1 protein-coding gene is annotated in these 434 nt (G+C 56.5%); it reads right to left on the bottom strand.

Annotated features, from left to right (window positions below):
- Window positions 1–176 precede the first annotated feature (176 nt).
- Window positions 177–434 (bottom strand): pentapeptide repeat-containing protein (locus FH08_RS0134005; RefSeq protein ID WP_031362631.1); only part of this gene is annotated, 258 nt, incomplete at its 5' end.

Here is a 434-nt window from a genome sequence, read left to right as displayed (position 1 = left end):
TCAGGCCACCGAGCCACTCGGGAGCTAGCCCAAGTAGTTCCTGAGTGCTGGGCTTCCCGAGGCCACCCCGAGTGCGCCGCATCGGAGTCAACCAAGGCGATGTCGGTTTTTTTGACAAGGCGCGGATCGCTGCCGAATTCTTAACAAAGTTTTATCGTGACGGAGTTTCTGGGAATTCACCCCAGGTCAACGGCGGTATGGGATGAAGGCTGATCAAGATCAGTTTCAACTGGTGTGATCTCGTTCGATTCAGGTGGCCTGAATCCCTCAGGCCACCTCGTTGTTAAGTCGTTGTACCGTGCACCAGACAGTTGTACGCCGCTGAGGTTTGCACCTTCGAGATTTGTGCCGACCAGATTCGTACCTTTGAGGTCCACGCCAGTCAGGTTCGCGCCCCGGAGGTTCGCGCCCTGGAGGTTCGCGCAGTATAGGAT

It is taken from the genome of Caballeronia sordidicola (genome assembly GCF_000729995.1).
GTDB classification, from domain to species: Bacteria; Pseudomonadota; Gammaproteobacteria; order Burkholderiales; family Burkholderiaceae; genus Caballeronia; species Caballeronia sordidicola_A.
This window is presented reverse-complemented; position numbering and strand designations above follow the sequence as displayed.